Source organism: Yersinia ruckeri ATCC 29473, assembly GCF_000754815.1.
GTDB lineage: Bacteria > Pseudomonadota > Gammaproteobacteria > Enterobacterales > Enterobacteriaceae > Yersinia > Yersinia ruckeri.
In genome coordinates, this window is record NZ_KN150747.1 from 2152022 (window position 1) to 2172216 (window position 20195).

The window sequence follows — 20195 nt, forward strand, 5'->3', positions numbered from 1 at the left end:
TAATGGTGCAAATAAAACCGGCTGCCATTTTATCACTTGGCGAAATCTGTTAGCGTAACTTGATGATTTAATTTATCGCATAAATAAGTTAAATATCATTTCTGTTTGTATAATAAGACTAACAAGTAGCGGTAACGGCATACTATGACGTACTTAGATGAGCACACCGGGGGGCATAGAATGTCGCTAGAAAAAACAATTTCATTACGGCCATTAGCCCTTTATTGCATTTTGCTTTGCAGCCTGACTCCGACTTTCAGCGCTTCTGCAGTCGCGCCGACGTTATCCATTGATTCCAATCTGCCCGTCAATTCAGGCAGCATGTCAGTTGTACAGAGTCGTTCTGAGATTTTGGCGACATTACCCAAGAAAGTGACGCCTTACTATGCTGCTAACCTGGCGGTGTTGTATGCATCCAATCATATGCAGCCGATGTGGCAGGATCGTCAAGCGGTACAGCGTTTTCAACAGCAATTGGCTGAAGTGGCGATGTCGGGTATTCAACCGCAATTTATGCAATGGGTAAAATGGTTGAGCGACCCAGAAATCAAAGGAATGGCTCGGGATATCGTACTCTCTGACGCCATGCTCGGTTATTTACACTTTGTTTCCGGGGTCGGTACCAATGGCAATGTTTGGCTATATAGCAATGTGCCTTACAAAATGGCCATGCCACCGACGGCGATACTTAATCGCTGGCAGCAGGCGGTTCGTGAAGGCAACACTGCGGCATATATGACAGCGCTAGCCCCACAACATCCGCAGTATGAAAAAATGCATCAGGCACTGAAAAGCATGCTGGCGGACAATCGTCCCTGGCCTCAGTTTACCGGAGCGGCTACCTTACGCCCTGGTCAGTTAAGTGATGATATTCCGGCGTTACGGGAAATACTGGATCGTAGTGGTCTGTTAAACGCCGCCCCGGCTGCGCCAGTGAAATCGCCGGAAGTTATTCCGATGGATAATCCGGTCGTTGCGGTGGTCAATGATGATTTATCTGTTGATGAAGAGAAGACCCGTGCTCAGGCTCATAGCCTGGTAGTCAGTCCAGCAGCCGCGCCAATTAGCGAAATCACGACCTCGCCACAAACGCTGACTACAGCACATTCTGGCAATAAACTTAGCGTGACGGATAATCAATATGGTGAAGAACTGGTGGCGGCGGTCAAACGTTTTCAGCAGTGGCAAGGTTTGACCGACGACGGAGTGATTGGCCCAAGAACCCGCGAATGGTTGAATGTTTCGCCGCAAATGCGAGCCAGCCTGTTGGCGCTGAATATTCAACGTTTACGTATCTTGCCGGGACAGGTAACCACCGGGATTATGGTTAATATTCCGAATTACTCGCTCAGCTATTATCTAAATGGTACTGAAGTGCTGTCGTCACGCGTGATTGTTGGCAGACCAAGCCGCAAAACTCCGCTGATGAGCAGCGCACTGAATAATGTGGTGGTTAATCCGCCATGGAATGTGCCGATCTCGCTGATTCGTCAGGATATCATGCCAAAAGCGCGTAACGATGCCAGTTACTTCCAACGTCACGGTTACACCGTTTTGTCCGGTTGGGGTAATGATGCCGAAGCCATCAATCCGTCGATGATTGACTGGAGCTTGATTTCTCCCAATCACTTCCCCTATCGTTTGCGGCAAGAACCTGGTGCATCCAACTCCCTCGGGCGTTTTAAGTTCAATATGCCAAGCTCCGATGCTATCTATCTGCATGACACACCGAATCACGGACTGTTCCAGAAAGATATTCGGGCATTAAGTTCAGGTTGTGTGCGGGTGAACAAGGCATCGGATTTGGCCAGCATGTTGTTGCAGGATGCCGGTTGGAACAATGAGCGGGTATCTTCGACGCTAAAACAAGGGAATACCACCTATGTGAATATCCGCCAACGCATTCCGGTGCAGCTTTATTACCTGACGGCGTGGGTAGCAGAAGACGGTAAGCCTCAGTTCCGCACAGATATTTACAATTATGATAAAACGGTGAGATCTGGTGCACAAATCACGTCACAGGCGGAGCTTTTAATGCAATAAATGCAGTAAAACTCAATAACTAATGGTCTGAATACTTGGTTGTCTGACAGGCGCTCATGATTATGAGCGCCTAAGAACCGTTGCTACACGTGAGTTGACGGCTTTTCCGTGGGCGGTTATGGTTCGGGGCGGTGCATTATAGCGCTTACTTTTGACATTATTGCCAGGTAGAAACAGAGAGCATGGATAAAATAGATAATTATCGCCGTAAATGGCTAACGTTAGGTGGGACAGCCTTGGGTCTTTCGCTGTTACCAGGGCATGCATTTGCGACCCTTTCAACGCCCCGTCCACGGATCTTGACCCTGAATAACCTGCACACGGGTGAATCTATTAAAGCCGAGTTTTTTGATGGTAAAGGCTACAATAAAGAAGAACTCACCCGCTTAAATCATATTTTTCGTGATTATCGGGCTAACAAAGTGAAATCTATCGATCCTCGCCTGTTTGACCAGCTTTATCGTTTGCAGGGTCTGCTCGGTACTCGCAAACCCGTCCAGCTTATTTCTGGTTACCGCTCACTGAATACCAATAATGAAATGCGGGAACGTAGCAGCGGCGTCGCCAAGCACAGCTACCATACGCTGGGTAAAGCAATGGATTTCCATATCGAAGGCATCCAACTGAATAATATCCGTAAAGCGGCATTAAAAATGCGCGCAGGTGGTGTAGGATATTATGTACGTAGCAACTTTTTACACATTGATACCGGGCCGGTACGAGCCTGGTAATCAGCATTATTCAGCCAGTGATACTACCGTTTCAGACGGCGGCTTCACTGGAGTTGGAGCCTTATGAAATATCATATTATTCCGGTAACCGCATTCAGCCAAAATTGTACTTTAATCTGGTGTGAAACGACCTCATTGGCTGCCTTGGTCGATCCTGGCGGTGATGCAGAAAAAATTATCGCTGAAGTCTCCCGTATGGGCGTGACGGTGACGCAGCTACTACTGACTCACGGTCACCTTGATCATGTTGGTGCGGCTGCCGAATTAGCCGAGTTTTATCAGGTGCCGATTTTAGGGCCAGAAAAAGAAGACCGTTTCTGGCTGGAAGGTCTACCAGCACAAAGCCGTATGTTTGGCCTGAGTGAATGCCAGTCTTTCGAGCCAACGCGTTGGCTGGAAGAAGGGGACGAAGTGAGTGTCGGCAATATGCGCTTATCTGTTCTGCATTGTCCAGGGCACACACCGGGGCATATTGTCTTTATCAATCAAGATGATCGTTTGGCGCTGACCGGCGACGTGATTTTTAAAGGCGGCGTCGGACGCAGTGATTTTCCACGCGGCGACCATCAACAACTGATTAACTCAATCCGCAATAAACTGTTGCCATTGGGTGATGATATGGCTTTTATTCCGGGCCATGGTCCAATGTCGACGATGGGGCATGAACGGCAGACCAACCCGTTTATTATTGATGAGCCAGCTATTTGGTAAGTCAGAAGCATGAATAATTGACAGTACAAGGCGCTTGTAGAGACCTTGTACTGCTGACAAACCTCAATACGCGACCTCAAGTGGGGAATTCAGGTAGAGAAGTCAAGCGTCCGCGCCAGGGATGGCGCGGAACGAGCCGACAAGGACATATTCACGGCGTCTTGACGATCTGCCGGTTTTCACCGCAGCGAGCACTTTGTCATTAACCCCAAGGGTGCCTTAGGCACCCTTTATTCATGTGCGACTGAAACTCATCAGAGAACAGCAACAATGGCTTCACACAGCGGAGCCATATTGTCCAGAGTCATGCCCGCAACGTTAACACGACCCGAGTTCACGGCGTAAACGCCAAACTCGTTACGCAGACGCAGAACCTGATCTTTAGTCAGCCCACTGAAAGAGAACATACCGTTCTGATTAATGATAAAGCTAAAGTCTTGCTTAGCGCCTTTCTCTTGCAGCGTTTTCACGAACAACTGACGCATCCGGTGAATACGTTGACGCATATCGGTCAACTCTTGTTCCCAAATGGCACGCAGTTCGTCATTACTCAAAATGGTTGCTACCACGGAAGCACCATGGGCTGGCGGATTAGAGTAGTTGGCGCGGATAACCGCTTTGACCTGGCTGAAGGATTTCTCCGCGATATCGCTGTCTGCCGCAACGATGGTGCAGGCGCCGACGCGTTCGTTGTACAGGCCAAAGTTTTTAGAGTAAGAGCTGCAAACGATCAGTTCTTTATGGCTAGCGGCGAAAATACGCAGGCCCTGAGCGTCTTCTTCCAGACCACGAGCAAAACCCTGATAGGCGAAGTCGAACAGCGGCAGCCAGCCTTTAGCCACAGACAGTTCGGCAAGTTTAGCCCACTGTTCGTCGGTTGGATCGATACCGGTCGGGTTATGGCAGCAGCCGTGGAACAGCACAACATCACCAGCCTCAGCTTTTTCAAGGCTTAATAGCAAACCGTCGAAATCCAGCCCATGATTGGCAGCATCATAATAATTGTATTCAACCACTTCCAAACCGGCGGCTGAGAAAACATTTTTATGGTTTGGCCAGCTTGGATTACTGACCCAAACGCGTTTAGCCGAAGTATTATGCGCAATAAACTCAGCAGCGATACGTAATGCACCAGTACCACCTGGCGTTTGCGCAGTGCGCGCACGCTGGGCTGTCACGATTGGATTTTGTTTACCAAACAGTAATGTTTGTGTGCAGCTGGCGAATACCGGCAGACCTTCAATACCCAGATAATTTTTGGTGGTTTCATTTTCCAGTAAAACTTGTTCAGCTTTCTTCACGCTGGTCAGTACCGGCGTTTTACCGGTTTCATCTTTATAGACACCAATACCCAGGTTGATTTTATTTGGGCGGTCATCGGCGCGGAAAATGTCGGTCAGACCCAGGATAGGATCGGCAGGTGCAGCAGTGATTTTTTCAAACATGTCAGGTGCTTCCATGGCTTAGAGTTAAGCAGACAGAACCATCAGGGTAGCGCCAGTTCCGTGCTTTGCCAACCGTTTGCGAGAAAAAGAGATCAATCTTGTGAGGCGGGGAGGTTACGGGTGAAAAATCGTCAAAATTAGCTAGATAGCAGCAGATTATGCACAATGTTAGTCAGGTTTAAACCCGCCAACCCAATGCAAAAGGCAGAGCCGAAGCCCTGCCTTTTTTACTTACGCCAATCAAGTTGGCATTAAGTCAGACAACTTAGAACTGGTAAACCATGCCAACACCCACTACGTTATCAGTGTTGATGCCGTTAGCAACGGTGAAGTCATTTTTGTCCAGCAGGTTGATTTTGTAATCAACGTAGGTAGACATGTTTTTGTTGAAGTAGTAGTAAGAACCAACAGAAACATATTTAACCAAGTCTTGGTCACCGATTGGAGCACCAGTTGCGCCGAACAGATCCTTACCTTTAGACTGGACGTAGCCCAGGGAAGGACGCAGGCCGAAATCAAACTGGTATTGCGCAGTGATTTCGATATCCTGAGTTTTGTTAGCGATGGTATCATCAAATTTGTTGCCGTATGGCGTGGTGTTCAGCGCTTCAGCATACATTACAGCCAGGTATACGTTGTTAGCGTCGTATTTAGCACCGATGTTCCATACCTGGGCTTTGTCGCCGTCGGCAGTGGTGGAATCTTTTTGTGCCACAGTACGGTTAGATGAAGAGTAACCCGCACCGAAGGTCACGCCGTAGCCGATATCATAAGTAGAAGAAAGACCGAAACCGTCGCCATTCTCATCTTTAACTTTGTCACGACCTTCTTCGTTTTTGCCTTGGTATTGCAGGGCAAAGTTCAGGCCATCAACCATGCCGAAGAAGTTGGTGTTGCGGTAAGTCGCCAGACCAGTAGAACGGCCAGTCATGAAGTTGTCAGATGCAGACAGAGAGTCGCCGCCGAATACTGGCAGCATATCGGTCCATGCGTTGACGTCATAGATTACGCCGTAGTTACGGCCGTAGTCGAATGAACCGTAGTTAGCAAATTTCAGACCTGCAAAGCCCAGACGGGTTTTGTTGCCTTCAGTGCTCTGAGATTCAGCGTGGTTAGCCTGAATGTTGTATTCCCACTGGCCGTAACCGGTCAGTTGGTCAGTAATTTGGGTTTCGCCTTTGAAGCCGAAGCGAACGTAAGTTTCGTCGCCGTCTTGGCCTGCGTTATCGGAGAACTGATGGCGGGCATCAACTTTACCGTACAGGTCCAGTTTGTTGCCGTCTTTGTTGTAGATTTCTGCCGCGTTTGCTGCACCAGCAACTAACAGAGCAGGGATTACTACTGCAAGAATATTGCGCTTCATCATTATTATTACCCTCATTGGTGTTATTCGGACACCTGCCACTGCCGCCAATAATTTTTTTGGAACTATTGTTGAGAGTTTGGTGTCGTCTGTGTCTGAGACGCAGTGTTCCATTCAGCGACCGGATAATCTACACCGAAAATGCTACTAATTGATAAAATCTGTTTCATTGAAATACAAAGTGTTACTAAATGTAAAATAAAGGGAACTTTGTGACTAATATCAAACTTTAAAAAATGACAAAAGCCAGCATGCGCTGGCTTTTTTTTATACAACTAACAGAAATTAAATAGAAATAATTAAATTAGAAACTGGCATTTCTTGGTGTCCGTGGGAACGGGATCACATCACGAACGTTTTGTACGCCAGTTACATAGGCGATCAAACGCTCAAATCCAAGGCCAAAGCCGGAATGTGGCACGGTGCCGTAGCGACGCAGATCACGATACCACCAATAATCTTCTTTATTCAGACCCATTTCGGCTAAACGTTGATCCAACACATCCAGACGCTCTTCACGCTGCGAACCACCGATGATCTCACCAATGCCGGGTGCTAGAACATCCATCGCCGCCACGGTCTTGCCATCTTCATTCATCCGCATATAGAAGGCCTTGATGTCTTTCGGGTAGTTTTTCACTACCACAGGCGCTTTAAAGTGTTTCTCTGCCAGATAACGTTCATGCTCAGAAGACAGATCGATACCCCAAGACACGTCGTTCTCGAAGGTTTGGCCAGAGGCGATCAGGATGTCAATGGCGTCAGTATAGTCAACCTGTGCAAAATCAGATGTCACAAAACGCTGCAAACGATCGATTGCATCTTTATCTACCCGCTGAGCGAAAAACGCCAGATCGTCGGCACGTTCATCCAGAACCGCCTGGAACACGTACTTGAGCATTTTCTCGGCCAGTGCCGCCACATCATCCAGAGAGGCAAAGGCCACTTCCGGTTCGATCATCCAGAACTCAGCCAGATGGCGGCTGGTGTTGGAGTTTTCAGCACGGAAAGTCGGGCCGAAAGTATATACTTTCGACAGCGCACAAGCGTAGGTTTCGCCGTTCAACTGACCAGAAACGGTTAGGAAAGCTTCTTTTCCAAAGAAATCTTCGCTGAAATCGATTTTTCCTGCATCAGTGCGTGGCAGATTTTCCAGATCCAGAGTCGAAACGCGGAACATTTCCCCAGCACCTTCAGTGTCGGAGGCGGTGATCAATGGAGTAGAAACCCAGAAATAGCCGTTTTCATGGAAGAAGCGGTGAATGGCCTGCGCCAGAGTATGGCGAACACGTGCAACGGCACCAATCAGGTTGGTTCGTGGGCGTAAGTGAGCGACTTCGCGCAGATATTCGATACTGTGGCGTTTTGCCGCCATTGGATAGGTATCTGGATCATCCACCCAGCCAACCACATTAACCCGAGTGGCCTGGATTTCGAAGCTTTGGCCTTCACCCGGTGATGCAACAACGGTGCCAGTAATTTCTACGGAACAACCGGTGGTGAGGTGTAAGACTTCATCCTGATAATTCGGCAGAGTATTATTAATGACGGCCTGTAACGGATCAAAGCAGGAACCGTCATAAACGGCGACGAAGGAGATACCAGCTTTAGAATCTCTCCGGGTACGCACCCAACCGCGTACGGTGACTTCACTGTCAACCGCAGCACGGCCTTGCAGTACATCGACTACAGGCACTACGCTCATAGATTTCTCTCTTTATAAGTTTTGGTTCGGAAATAAATTAAAACCCAAAATATGGGATGTTGCTATGTTACTTGCGGGAGTGCAGGACACAAGAGGAAATCACCGGATTCATGCAAGATTTCTACGGATAAGAGGAATAAATCGGTCGAGTGGTGAAGATATCAGCGGGATAACGGCGTCGGAGTGACTGGGAGTATAACCAAAGGTATGGGAAAGAGACCGGGAGAGGGAAATTCGCCCGGTCTGAATATGGCTAACTGGCCTTTTTCACTAATGGCAAATCAAAGGCTTCGCGTAATTCATCAACGAAGGCTGGATCCTGACAAATGGTTTTCCCCGGACTATCGGACAGTTTTGCCACCGGTTTGCCATTACATTCAACCAGCTTAATGACGATATTCAGCGGCTTGACTCCAGGAATATCACAGGTCAATCGCGTGCCAATACCAAAGACCAGATTGATGCGCTGATAAAAGTGGCGATATAAGTTCAGTGCTTTTTCCAGATCCAGATTATCCGAGAACACCAACGTTTTGCTCATGGGATCGATACCCAACTTAATAAAGTGAGCAATCGCTTTTTCACCCCATTCCAGCGGGTCACCTGAGTCATGGCGTAAACCCTGATAGCGCGTGGCAAACGGCAGGCCAAAATCACGCAGGAAGGCATCCATGGTAATGCAGTCGGTCAGTGCAATCCCTAGTTGGTCAGGATATTCATCCAGCCAGACTTGTAATGCCACCCGTTGGCTGCTGGCCAGTTCGGCGCTGATTTGCTGGTGAGCCTGGAACCATTCGTGGGCTTGAGTCCCCACCGGCGTCAACGATAGCCGGCGTGCCAGGTCATAATTGCTGGTGCCTACCAAGTAGGGAAACTCTGCTTTTAGTGTACTGACTACCGCCTGCTGCACGCCTCGTGAAAAACGGCGACGGGTACCAAAGTCCATCAACTTGAAGTGTGTGATATCCACATCAGCACTCAGTTGACTGAATTGCGCCAGTTTGGCACGCAGTTGCTCGATAGCCATCTGTGGAGTGACCTGCGGCGAACGGCGGCGATGTACCACTTCACTGATCACGGCCAGCAATGGTACTTCCCACATAATGACTTCACACCACCGGCCGGAGATACGAATATCCAGTTTGCCACCGATCTCGGAGACGCAGACCTGTTGTGGATCAAAACGAAAATCGCGTAGCCAATCAAGGTAGTCAGGTGTAAAGAAGGGGAGGCCGGACAGGTAGCTATATTCGTCCTGTGTCAGCGCCAGCTCACTCATAAGAGCGATCTGATGGCGAATTTCTTCAGCGTGATCAGCCAGTAATTCGTCACCACGGCAACGGAATTCTGCCGCCACGGTAATATGGCGATAACGATGAAACACTGCTTGTTGCATATGAAGCTTATAAGCATCCGTATCAAGCAATGAGGTCAAAATCGGAGAGGCGTCTTGATTCATGGCGCGTTACAGCATCCTCGTAGGAGCATTTTCCAGATTCGGCATAATCAATAAAGTGGCAGGAGTATACCGGTATTATGCTGTGATTGAAGCCTCATCACAGCATAAATAACGCAGAAAGATCTAGAGTTAAACGTGCCATTAACCGTTCTAAAGCATTTTTCACTTTATCATAGATAAAATAAGCTAAATTTTTGCTCAATAAGACGCCGGGTTATTTAAAAATAATAAGAAAAGTAGGGTTATTTCTCTGGGGCTGGGACGTAGATCAGGCCAGATACAGTTATTGTCACCAGGCCCATGGTATAAAAAATACCGAGAAAAATAACAAACGGTTAAAAAGAGAGAATACTCAATTGCTCATTAGCTGGTCGCCGTAAGTCATCGTTGCTGTCATATCACACGTTTTGGCCACATTGACATTCTGGATAAATCCCCAGGGTTCTCAACTGGGTTTTTTTTGTAGCTGTGATACATTTGAAAACAGTCTGAGTCTCGATGGATGGCCGCTGTTGTTCAGCGATTGAGCCACCTGAGCACAAAAACGACAAGCCAGGTAAATATACTCACTGATGACGTCAAAAGGGTTTTTATGACACAACAGCCGCAAGCTAAATACCGTCACGATTATCGTGCGCCGGATTACACCATTACCGATATTGATTTGAACGTCGAATTGGATGCGCAAAAAACGACGGTAACGGCAGTCAGTAAAGTAAAACGTCAGGGTGCGGAACAGGCTCCACTGGTCTTGAATGGTGAAGACCTGACGTTATTGAGTGTCAGTGTAAATGGTCAACCGTGGCTCCACTATCGCGAGCAAGATAACTTACTGTTTATTGAACAATTGCCGGAACAATTCACCTTAACCATCGTTAATGATATTCACCCGGCAAGTAATACCGCTCTCGAAGGGCTTTATCTTTCTGGGGAGGCATTATGTACTCAATGTGAAGCTGAAGGTTTCCGCCATATTACTTATTATCTGGATCGTCCAGATGTCTTGGCGCGCTTCACTACAACCATCGTGGCCGATAAAACCCGTTATCCTTATTTGCTGTCCAACGGTAACCGTTTGGACCAGGGAGAACTGGCTGATGGTCGCCACTGGGTTAAATGGGAAGACCCGTTCCCGAAACCCAGTTATTTATTTGCATTGGTTGCCGGTGATTTTGATGTATTGCGAGACAGCTTTATTACCCGCTCAGGCCGGGAAGTGGCTCTGGAGTTATTCGTTGATCGCGGTAATCTTGATCGCGCCGATTGGGCCATGACGTCATTGAAGAATTCAATGAAGTGGGATGAAACCCGTTTCGGTCTGGAATACGATCTCGATATTTATATGATCGTGGCGGTTGATTTCTTCAATATGGGTGCAATGGAGAATAAAGGGCTAAATGTCTTTAACTCCAAATACGTGTTGGCGAAAGCGGAAACGGCAACAGATAAAGATTATCTTAATATCGAAGCCGTTATTGGCCATGAATATTTCCATAACTGGACTGGCAATCGTGTGACTTGCCGAGATTGGTTCCAGTTAAGTCTGAAAGAAGGATTGACGGTATTCCGCGATCAGGAATTTAGCTCTGATTTGGGTTCGCGTTCAGTTAACCGCATTGATAATGTGCGTGTCATGCGTGCGGCACAGTTTGCGGAAGACGCCAGCCCGATGGCGCATGCTATTCGACCTGATAAAGTCATAGAAATGAATAATTTCTATACACTAACCGTTTATGAGAAAGGTTCAGAAGTCATTCGTATGATGCATACCTTATTGGGAGAAAAACAATTCCAGGCCGGTATGCAACTTTACTTCGAACGCCATGATGGCAGTGCCGCCACCTGTGATGATTTTGTTCAGGCGATGGAAGATGCTTCTAACGTCGATCTTTCACTGTTCCGCCGTTGGTATAGCCAGTCCGGTACGCCGCTGCTGACCGTTCGTGATGACTATGATGCTGAAAAACAGCAGTATCATTTGCATATCAGCCAAAAAACCTTGCCGACGGCCGATCAACCGGAAAAACTGCCATTGCATATTCCGTTCGATATCGAGCTGTACGACACCGCAGGCAACGTCATTGCTTTACAGAAAAACGGCACGCCAGTTCACCCAGTATTGAATATCACCGAAGCTGAACAAACGTTCACTTTTGATCAGGTGCCTTGTCAGCCAACGCCTTCATTGCTGCGGGAATTCTCTGCCCCGGTAAAACTGGACTACCCTTACAGCGATCAGCAACTGACATTCCTGATGCAACATGCTCGCAACGAGTTTTCTCGCTGGGACGCGGCACAAATGCTGCTGGCAACCTATATCAAATTGAACGTCGCCAAATATCAGCAGAAACAACCGCTTTCTTTGCCGTTACATGTCGCAGATGCTTTCCGTGCGGTACTGTTGGATGAGCAGATTGATCCGGCGCTGGCAGCACAGATCCTGACGTTGCCTGCCGAGAACGAAATAGCTGAATTGTTCACCACTATCGATCCTGAAGCCATTGGGGCGGTGCATGAAGCGATTACGCGTTGTTTGGCGCAAGCGTTGGCTGATGAGTTATTAGCTGTGTATCTGGCAAATCAAACGCCGGAATACCGAGTTGAGCACGGTGATATCGCTAAACGGGCGTTGAAAAATACCTGTCTGGGCTATTTGGCATTCGCCGACGCTGACTTTGCGAATAAACTGGTTTCCGCTCAGTATCATCAAGCTGACAATATGACCGATTCTCTGGCGGCGCTATCTGCTGCGGTTGTGGCACAGTTGCCTTGCCGTGATGAATTATTGGCTGCCTTTGATGTGCGTTGGAATCATGACGGTCTGGTGATGGATAAATGGTTTGCCTTGCAGGCGTCCAGCCCTGCTGGCGATGTGTTAACCAAGATACGTGCGCTGCTGACGCATCCATCCTTCAGTCTGAGTAACCCGAACCGAACCCGCGCACTGATCGGTGCTTTTGCGTCCGGAAATCCGTCGGCATTTCATGCAAAAGACGGTAGCGGTTATCAGTTCCTGGTTGAAATTCTGAGTGATTTGAATACCCGTAATCCGCAGGTCGCTTCGCGTTTAATCGAGCCATTGATTCGGTTGAAACGCTACGATGCGGACCGTCAGGCGCTGATGCGTCAAGCGTTGGAACAGTTGAAAGGACTGGAAAACCTGTCTGGAGATTTATTCGAGAAAATCACTAAGGCGCTGGCAGCATAAAGTTGCCCAGAGAGTATTTATCGCCGTCATACCGAAGTAAAAGACAAGGATGTCTTTCTCTTCGGATAATTTATTAGTGAGTTAGCGTTTCATTATTGGATGCTGTATTCCTCTCTTTTCTGCTTATATTTTGCCTGCCGCTGTTCCCATTACCCGTGCGAACAGGGTTATTTTGCGATCTATAAATATACAAGCTATTAACAACTTGTGATCAATATAGAGCCAGTGCTGGAATCTTTGCAGGGCTTTACTTAGCAAACGTTTACTTTACTAAAAGATAAATTTACCATTCTTGGGTTTATCCACTGGGTGGCGGGTTCGTCCTGTTTGTCTGCTGGCGAATACGTTACCGATAGAAAATAATAGGCTGAAGAATCATTGCGGTTGTTTCATTCAGCATGAGTGACTTGCTTGTCACCGGGAGCTTAGGAGATCACATGTTTTATCCGATCGTTAAAAAGGCACTGTTCCAGCTCGATCCCGAGCGCGCTCATGAATTAACTTTCCGCCAATTAAAACGTATAACGGGTACGCCATTGGAGTTTTTAGTCCGCCAATCGGTGCCGACCAAACCCGTGAGCTGCATGGGATTGTCTTTTAAAAACCCGGTAGGTCTGGCTGCGGGTCTGGATAAAGACGGTGAGTGCATTGATGCCTTGGGCGTGATGGGCTTTGGCTTTATTGAAGTGGGTACGGTCACTCCCTTGCCGCAACCAGGTAACGATAAACCTCGCTTATTCCGCGTATTAGAAGCTGAAGGTTTGATCAACCGGATGGGATTTAATAACCAGGGGGTAGATAATCTGGTCGATAACGTTAAGAAGTCTCATTTTGGCGGTATCTTGGGAATTAATATCGGTAAAAATAAAGACACGCCGGTAGAAAATGGGAAAGACGATTATCTGATCTGTATGGATAAAATTTATCCATACGCCGGTTATATTGCGATTAATATTTCATCACCGAATACTCCGGGATTACGCTCATTACAGTACGGTGAAGCGTTGGATGATCTGTTGGCGGCGATTAAAAATAAACAGGCCGAATTACAACAGCGGCATCATAAATATGTTCCTGTTGCGGTTAAGATCGCGCCGGATCTTACCGAAGAAGAATTGATCCAGGTTGCGGACAGTCTGGTACGACATAATATAGACGGCGTTATTGCAACGAATACCACATTAGATCGCTCGCTGATTCAGGGATTAAATTACTGTGAACAGAGCGGTGGGTTAAGTGGGCGTCCTTTACAGCTGCGCAGTACTGAGATTATTCGCCGTCTGTCGCAAGAATTACAAGGTCGCTTACCTATTATCGGTGTAGGTGGAATTGATTCCGTAATGGCCGCCAGAGAAAAAATGGCAGCGGGCGCTTCACTAGTACAAATTTATTCTGGTTTCATCTTCCGTGGGCCTGGATTGATTAAAGATATCGTTACTCATATCTAATTATTTGTATTGTTTTCGGCCTAGGGGTTTATTTCTCCCCCTAGCTCGTCTATATTTTATCCGTTAGTTTAAATAAACATCGATAATTGTATATGAATTGAGTTCGATGACATCACCAGGTAACTCAATCTTTGAGCGTTAAATGTTGGCAGTATGGCGGGAAGGAATAACTATGCGGATTAAACCTGACGATAAATGGCGTTGGTATTTTGATACCGAACACGATCGACTTATGTTGGATTTAGCCAATGGTATGATATTTCGTTCACGCTTTTCGGCCAAGATGTTAACGCCTGATGCATTTAATGAATCTGCATTTTGTGTTGATGATGCCGCTCTTTATTTTGAATTCGAAGATCAATGTCGCCAAATTAAACTGAGCCATGAACATCGTGCCGAACTGGTATTAAATGCACTGGTGGCTTTTCGTTTTCTGAAACCTTTAATGCCTAAGAGCTGGTATTTTATTACGCAGGGCAAAGCATTAATACCGCAAGATGGTAGCTTGGCGCTGGTAAGGCTAATGGAAACCGGGGAAGAGGTGAGGGTGTTGGTTGTTGAGTCTGGTGAGTCGGCGAGTCTGTGTTTATTGGCTCAGCCACAACTCATGCTGGCCGGTAGAATGTTGATATTAGGCGATGCCATTAAAATAATGAATGATCGATTATCGCCGTTAGAAATAAAGAATACGGATATTCAAGCTTTCGATCGGGCGGTCTGATTGGCGCTATAGTTAGCGTCAATCAAACAGATAAGTCTGATTCGAGGCCTATTTCCCTGTAAGGGTGAGATTCCCTTTAGGGATACAACTGCACGAAAGAATCACACCATTCTCGGCTATTGCACTTTGTTTTAACGGTGCCACTTCGCCCTCGACCAATGTTATTTTACAGCTACCACATATTCCAGCCCGGCATGAATAGGGAATCCGAATATTTTGTTGCTCTAGTTGTTCCAGTAAAACCTGCTGATTATTACCAGTAAACTGCACGCCGTTATAGTCGATGGTCACTGCGTGGGTGTGATCTTGTGTTACCGATAAGGTTTCAACCACGGTTCCGGCATGATAAGGACGTGAGGGTTTAGTCGCCAAAACCTCAATATTATCACCGACGCGAATAATACCACTATTGCGGGCGGTCATATTCTGGCCGAAATCTACGTCGCCATTATCAGCAGTACGGAATTTCTGTAATGTCATTAAAGGTTCGGCGGTTGGGTGCTTTTTCCCACTCTCGGCGCTAACGGTAGTTAAAATACAGCGGCTACAGGGTTTAACCAGATCAAATATAACGTTGCCAACGCGAATAACCTGCCAACTGTCTTCGGCAAATGCGCTGGCACCGGTGACAACTAAATTAGGGCGAAATTGTTCCATCTTGATACTGGCAGGGCCAACGCTGTTGTAATTCGGTAAATGAAGCTTCATTGATCAGCAGGTAGGGATAACCATCAGCAAAGGAGAGTGGAATTTCTGGCTGGCGTTTAACTCTGCGGGTCAGTTCTGGCCCGAGCCAGCGTAACTGCACTTCCCGTTGGAAATAGCCACTGAGCCAGTGGTTGATTGCTGTTGGGGCAATCAAGGCGGTGAAATGGTTGCCCCAGACTTCCGTCGGTGCTGCTGTTGCAGCAAAATCACAAAAGCGGATACTGGCACTTTCACCATCGGGTGCAGTCAGAAATAAACCGTCGATCAGCAAGGCCGGTGTAAAAGTCACCATTTTCGGATTATTACGTGCAGTAATAAAGGTGCCATCGAGTTCGGTAATCATGAATACTCGGTCGAATGCCAGACCGCTGCTGTCTACCTGAGCATGGGAAAGCTGTAGGCCGCGCATGGATTTAACCGGATGAATGTAAATTTTAGAGAGAGTAATCACCATAGGCTCCATGCAAGTATTAAAATTAGCAGGGAGCAACTTTATGACAAGCGGACAGGATTAGCTATAATGCGCAACAATTTTATTTTTGGTGATAGTGCGATATGAACTCTTTGTTTGCCAGCACGGCGCGTGGACTGGAAGAACTGTTAAAAAGCGAACTCGAAGCGCTGGGTGCTCACGACTGTAAAATAGTGCAGGGTGGGGTGCATTTTCAGGGTGACGATCGGCTTATGTACCAAAGTTTGCTGTGGAGCCGTTTGGCTTCCCGCATTCTGCTGCCCTTGAATGAATTTAAGGTTCATAGCGATCTGGATCTTTATCTCGGTGTGCAGGCCATTGACTGGTCTTCCATCTTTGGCGTGGACAAAACGTTTGCCGTGCACTTTAGCGGTGTCAATGAAGAAATCCGTAATAGTCAGTACGGCGCATTGAAAGTAAAAGATGCGATTGTGGATAGCTTCACGCGTAAAATCGATCAACGACCAACCGTCGCCAAACAGCAGCCGGATATCCGGGTGAATGTATTTCTCCAGCGCGATACCGCCAGCGTGGCGCTGGATCTCAGTGGCGAAGGCCTGCATCAGCGGGGTTACCGTGATCTGACGGGTCAGGCACCATTGAAGGAAAACCTGGCGGCAGCGATTATTCTGCGCTCCGGTTGGCAGCTTGGTACGCCAATGGTTGATCCTATGTGTGGTTCCGGTACTTTGCTGATCGAAGCGGCCATGATGGCATCTGATCGTGCTCCCGGTTTGCATCGCCAGCATTGGGGCTTTACCGCCTGGAACAGTTTTAACGAAGAACTGTGGCGTGAACTGACGACAGAGGCGCAGGTGCGTGCGCGTCGCGGGTTGCAGGAAACCACTTCGCGTTTCTTTGGTTCGGATATTGATCGTCGGGTGATTGAAATGGCGCGTGCTAACGCCCGTCGCGCTGGCGTAGCAGAATTGATTACCCTGAACGCCAATGATATCAGCAAGTTGGTTAACCCACTGCCAGAAGGCCCTGTGGGCACGGTGATCAGTAACCCGCCATACGGCGAGCGTCTGGAAAGCGAACCCGCGTTGATCGCATTGCACAATATGTTTGGTCGTATCATGAAGACCGCTTGTGGTGGCTGGCGTTTGTCGCTATTTAGCGCCTCGCCTGAGTTGTTGAGCTGCCTGCAATTGCGTGCTGAGCGTGATTTCAAAGCGAAAAACGGCCCGCTGGATTGCGTGCAGAAAAACTACCAGTTGGCGGCTAATCCGCTGGGCGCGAGTGGTGTTCAGGTGGCAGAAGATTATGCTAACCGTCTGCGCAAGAACATGAAAAAGTTGGATAAATGGGCTAAACAGCAGGGTATCGAATGTTACCGTTTATATGATGCTGATTTGCCAGATTATAACGTGGCGGTCGATCGCTATGGCAGCAAAGTGGTGGTACAGGAATATGCACCGCCGAAAACTGTCGATCCACAAAAGGCTCGTCAGCGTTTGTTTGATGTCATCAACGCTACGCTGGCGGTGCTGGATTTGCCGTCCAATCAGCTGGTACTGAAAACCCGTGAGCGTCAGAAAGGGAAGAATCAGTACGAAAAATTGGCGCAAAAAGGCGAATTTTTGCTGGTAGATGAATATAACGCCAAGTTGTGGGTTAACCTGACCGATTATCTTGATACCGGCTTATTCCTTGATCACCGCTTGGCTCGTCAAATGTTGGGCAAAATGAGTCAGGGTAAAGATTTTCTGAATTTATTTGCCTACACCGGTACTGCCAGCGTTCACGCCGGTTTGGGCGGCGCTCGCAGCACCACGACAGTCGATATGTCGCGTACTTATCTGGAGTGGGCGGAGAAAAACCTGCGCGTCAATGGTTTGACGGGTCAGCAGCATCGCCTGATTCAGGCCGATTGTCTGTCTTGGTTAAGCAATACCGAGGAGCAGTTTGACGTAATCTTTATCGATCCGCCGACTTTCTCCAACTCCAAGCGTATGGAGACCACCTTTGACGTTCAGCGCGATCATTTGGTGTTAATGAAAGAACTGAAACGGTTACTGCGCCGTAAGGGAACCATTATGTTCTCTAATAACAAGCGCGGTTTCCAGATGGATTTGGCCGGGATTGAAGCCCTGGGTCTGGTGGCGAAAGAAATCACCGCCCAAACCCAATCCGAAGATTTTGCCCGTAATCGTCAGATCCACAACTGTTGGCTGGTTACCCATGCCAACGAGGAAAAATAGAAACTATGTCGTTAATTAGCATGTCAGGTGCCTGGTTGTCGTTCAGTGACGCACCTTTGTTAGACAATACCGAATTACATATCGAGCCGAACGAACGTGTCTGTCTGGTTGGCCGTAACGGCGCGGGTAAATCTACGCTGTTGAAAATTCTGAGCAAAGAAATTGTGCTGGATGACGGTCGCATTGTCTATGAACAAGATCTGATTGTGGCACGCCTACAACAGGATCCGCCGCGTAACGTAGCGGGTACCGTATTCGATTTTGTTGCCGAAGGGGTACAGGAACAGGCGGAACATCTGAAAGCCTACCATGCCACTTTGCATCAGGTTGAACTGGATCCTAGCGAGAAGAACCTCAACCGTCTGGCGGCATTACAGGAAATTCTCGATCATCAAGGTTTGTGGCAGTTGGATAGCCGTATTCACGAAGTGCTGGAACAACTGGGTCTCAATGCTGACGCCGAGCTATCTTCCCTATCGGGTGGCTGGCTGCGTAAAGCGGCGCTGGGTCGGGCGTTGGTCAGCTCGCCAAAAGTGCTGTTGCTTGATGAACCCACCAACCACTTGGATATCGAAACGATCGACTGGCTGGAAGGTTTCTTGAAAGAGTTCCAGGGCAGCATTATCTTCATTTCCCATGACCGCTCATTTATCCGCGCGATGGCCACCCGTATCGTGGATCTGGATCGCGGTAAACTGGTGTCATGGCCGGGTAACTACGAGCTGTATCTGGAGAGTAAAGAAGAAGCGCTGCGGGTTGAAGAACTACAAAATGCCGAATTTGACCGTAAGCTGGCGCAGGAAGAGGTATGGATTCGTCAGGGTATCAAAGCTCGTCGCACCCGTAACGAAGGTCGTGTACGAGCCTTGAAAGCACTGCGTCAGGAACGTTCTGAGCGCCGTGAAGTGATGGGCACCGCCAAGATGCAGGTAGAAGAAACCGTGCGTTCGGGCAAAATCGTCTTTGATCTGGAAAATGTCAATTATCAGATCGGTGGCAAAGTGCTAGTGAAAAACTTTACGGCACAGGTACAACGTGGCGATAAGATTGCGTTGGTTGGGCCAAACGGCTGTGGTAAAACCACCTTGCTGAAACTGATGCTCGGCCAGTTGCAAGCCGACAGCGGGAAAGTCCATTGTGGTACTAAACTTGAAGTCGCCTACTTTGATCAACATCGTGCCGAACTGGATCCAGAACGTACGGTGATGGACAACTTGGCGGAAGGTAAGCAGGAAGTGATGGTTAATGGCCGTTCACGTCACGTGTTGGGCTATCTGCAAGACTTCCTGTTCCATCCTAAGCGTGCAATGACACCGGTGAAAGCCTTGTCTGGTGGCGAGCGTAACCGCCTGCTGTTGGCCAAATTATTCCTGAAACCCAGCAACCTGCTGATTCTTGATGAACCTACCAACGACTTGGATGTTGAAACGTTGGAATTGCTGGAAGAGATGGTGGATGGTTATCAGGGCACCGTGCTGCTGGTGAGTCATGATCGTCAATTCGTTGATAACTCGGTGACTGAGTGCTGGATTTTTGAAGGTAACGGTGAAATCAGCAGCTTTGTCGGCGGTTATTTCGATGCTCATAAACAGCGTGCTGAAGCCAAACCTATCCGTCAGGCCGCGGCAAAAAGCGAAATAAAACCGGCTACGACAGCCAAAAATCCGACGTCGACCAAGCGTTCTGTAGGTAAACTTAGCTATAACCTACAACGCGAACTGGATCAATTACCGCAGCAGCTAGAGCAGTTGGAAGCTGAAATTGGTGCATTGCAAACTCAGGTGAGCGATGCCAATTTCTTTTCCCGTCCTCATGAGGAAACTCAGCAGGTGCTAAAAGCACTGGCCAATGCCGAACAGGCGCTGGAAGTCGCTTTTGCCCGTTGGGAAGAATTGGAAGCACAAAAAAACGGTTAACCCGAGCTGTGAAGGTGTAGGGTCATTACGGCATTCACACACTCAAAACCGCTAAAACCGT

General features: G+C 48.0%; 12 protein-coding genes and 1 pseudogene. 8 read left to right on the top strand and 5 right to left on the bottom strand.

What is annotated here, in order from left to right:
- Positions 1 to 180 precede the first annotated feature (180 nt).
- The 3 genes from ldtD (at position 181) to DJ39_RS09575 (ending at position 3485) form a co-directional block, all read left to right on the top strand.
- Positions 181 to 2043, top strand: a complete 1863-nt coding sequence (ldtD, locus tag DJ39_RS09565; protein WP_004717393.1) for a L,D-transpeptidase — start codon at positions 181 to 183, stop codon at positions 2041 to 2043.
- 182 nt (positions 2044 to 2225) lie between these two features.
- On the top strand, positions 2226 to 2774 hold the full coding sequence (gene mepK, locus DJ39_RS09570) for a peptidoglycan L,D-endopeptidase MepK (RefSeq protein ID WP_004717395.1): 549 nt from the start codon (positions 2226 to 2228) through the stop codon (positions 2772 to 2774).
- 63 nt (positions 2775 to 2837) lie between these two features.
- Complete coding sequence (locus tag DJ39_RS09575) at positions 2838 to 3485, top strand: MBL fold metallo-hydrolase (RefSeq protein ID WP_004717398.1); 648 nt, start codon at positions 2838 to 2840, stop codon at positions 3483 to 3485.
- Between the two features lie 254 nt (positions 3486 to 3739).
- Here DJ39_RS09575 and DJ39_RS09580 read toward each other — a convergent pair whose 3' ends face one another.
- The 4 genes from DJ39_RS09580 to pncB form a co-directional block, all read right to left on the bottom strand.
- Positions 3740 to 4930 (bottom strand): amino acid aminotransferase, encoded by a 1191-nt coding sequence (locus tag DJ39_RS09580; RefSeq protein ID WP_038241552.1) that lies wholly within the window; start codon positions 4928 to 4930, stop codon positions 3740 to 3742.
- A 265-nt stretch (positions 4931 to 5195) separates the two neighbouring features.
- The gene (gene ompF, locus DJ39_RS09585; RefSeq protein WP_162013024.1) at positions 5196 to 6293 is read right to left on the bottom strand and encodes a porin OmpF; all 1098 of its coding nucleotides are present in this window, start codon (positions 6291 to 6293) and stop codon (positions 5196 to 5198) included.
- A 304-nt stretch (positions 6294 to 6597) separates the two neighbouring features.
- Positions 6598 to 7998 carry an asparagine--tRNA ligase gene (gene asnS / locus DJ39_RS09590; RefSeq protein ID WP_004718892.1) on the bottom strand — a complete coding sequence of 467 codons (1401 nt, stop codon included), beginning with the start codon at positions 7996 to 7998 and terminating at the stop codon, positions 6598 to 6600.
- A gap of 253 nt (positions 7999 to 8251) precedes the next feature.
- Positions 8252 to 9457 carry a nicotinate phosphoribosyltransferase gene (gene pncB, locus DJ39_RS09595; RefSeq protein WP_038251328.1) on the bottom strand — a complete coding sequence of 402 codons (1206 nt, stop codon included), beginning with the start codon at positions 9455 to 9457 and terminating at the stop codon, positions 8252 to 8254.
- Positions 9458 to 10049: 592 nt separating this feature from the next.
- Here pncB and pepN point away from each other — a divergent pair.
- The 3 genes from pepN (at position 10050) to DJ39_RS09610 (ending at position 14834) form a co-directional block, all read left to right on the top strand.
- Positions 10050 to 12665, top strand: coding sequence for an aminopeptidase N (gene pepN / locus DJ39_RS09600; protein WP_038251330.1), 2616 nt, complete (start codon positions 10050 to 10052; stop codon positions 12663 to 12665).
- Positions 12666 to 13102: 437 nt separating this feature from the next.
- Positions 13103 to 14113 carry a quinone-dependent dihydroorotate dehydrogenase gene (pyrD, locus tag DJ39_RS09605; RefSeq protein ID WP_004718901.1) on the top strand — a complete coding sequence of 337 codons (1011 nt, stop codon included), beginning with the start codon at positions 13103 to 13105 and terminating at the stop codon, positions 14111 to 14113.
- Positions 14114 to 14285: 172 nt separating this feature from the next.
- Positions 14286 to 14834, top strand: a complete 549-nt coding sequence (locus DJ39_RS09610; protein WP_038241562.1) for a cell division protein ZapC — start codon at positions 14286 to 14288, stop codon at positions 14832 to 14834.
- A 48-nt stretch (positions 14835 to 14882) separates the two neighbouring features.
- Here DJ39_RS09610 and DJ39_RS09615 read toward each other — a convergent pair.
- Positions 14883 to 15996, bottom strand: a pseudogene (locus DJ39_RS09615) (YcbX family protein).
- A gap of 101 nt (positions 15997 to 16097) precedes the next feature.
- Between DJ39_RS09615 and rlmKL the strand changes: the two are divergent.
- Positions 16098 to 18218, top strand: a complete 2121-nt coding sequence (gene rlmKL / locus DJ39_RS09620) for a bifunctional 23S rRNA (guanine(2069)-N(7))-methyltransferase RlmK/23S rRNA (guanine(2445)-N(2))-methyltransferase RlmL (RefSeq protein WP_004718909.1) — start codon at positions 16098 to 16100, stop codon at positions 18216 to 18218.
- 5 nt (positions 18219 to 18223) lie between these two features.
- Positions 18224 to 20134: an ABC transporter ATP-binding protein gene (locus DJ39_RS09625; protein WP_038251332.1), complete on the top strand. Its 1911-nt coding sequence runs from the start codon at positions 18224 to 18226 to the stop codon at positions 20132 to 20134.
- The last annotated feature ends 61 nt before the right edge of the window (positions 20135 to 20195 follow it).